General features: G+C 38.2%; 1 protein-coding gene. It reads right to left on the bottom strand.

Annotated elements, in window-relative coordinates:
- Nucleotides 1-392, bottom strand: a 392-nt coding sequence (locus H6A23_RS11250) for a DDE-type integrase/transposase/recombinase (RefSeq protein WP_204832261.1), incomplete at its 3' end; no start/stop codon positions are given.
- Between the last annotated feature and the right edge of the window lie 35 nt (nucleotides 393-427).

Raw genomic sequence — 427 nt, 5'->3', positions numbered from 1 at the left:
TTATACCACCATTCAGCCAGAGGCAACCATTTGACCCATTGTGTCTGTTTATCAGATACAAAGCAACGAAGATATCCTTCCAAACATTTGTTTACTATCTCAGCTTGCCCATCAGATTGAGGATGATAAGATGAGCTATGAGCTAACTGAGTACCAAGACAAGAAAATAATTTTGTCCAAAAATTTCCAGTGAAAATGGAATCTCTGTCACTTACAATAATCTTTGGGTTTCCATGTAGCTTTTGAATTGTTTCCATAAATGCAGTAGAAACTGTACTGGCTTTATATGGATGTGATAATGCACAAAAGTGTGCATAGTTGGTAAGTCTGTCAACTACCACCATGATGAAAGTCTTTCCCTCGGACTTGGATAAACCTGCGATAAAATCCATTGAAACCTCCTCCCAATGTAGGCTTGGAATGGATA

Origin of the sequence: Olsenella uli (assembly GCF_016900775.1) — a bacterium.
GTDB classification, from domain to species: Bacteria; Actinomycetota; Coriobacteriia; order Coriobacteriales; family Atopobiaceae; genus Thermophilibacter; species Thermophilibacter uli_A.
Note: the sequence above shows the minus strand (reverse complement) of the source record. Positions and strands in the feature narration are given on the sequence as shown.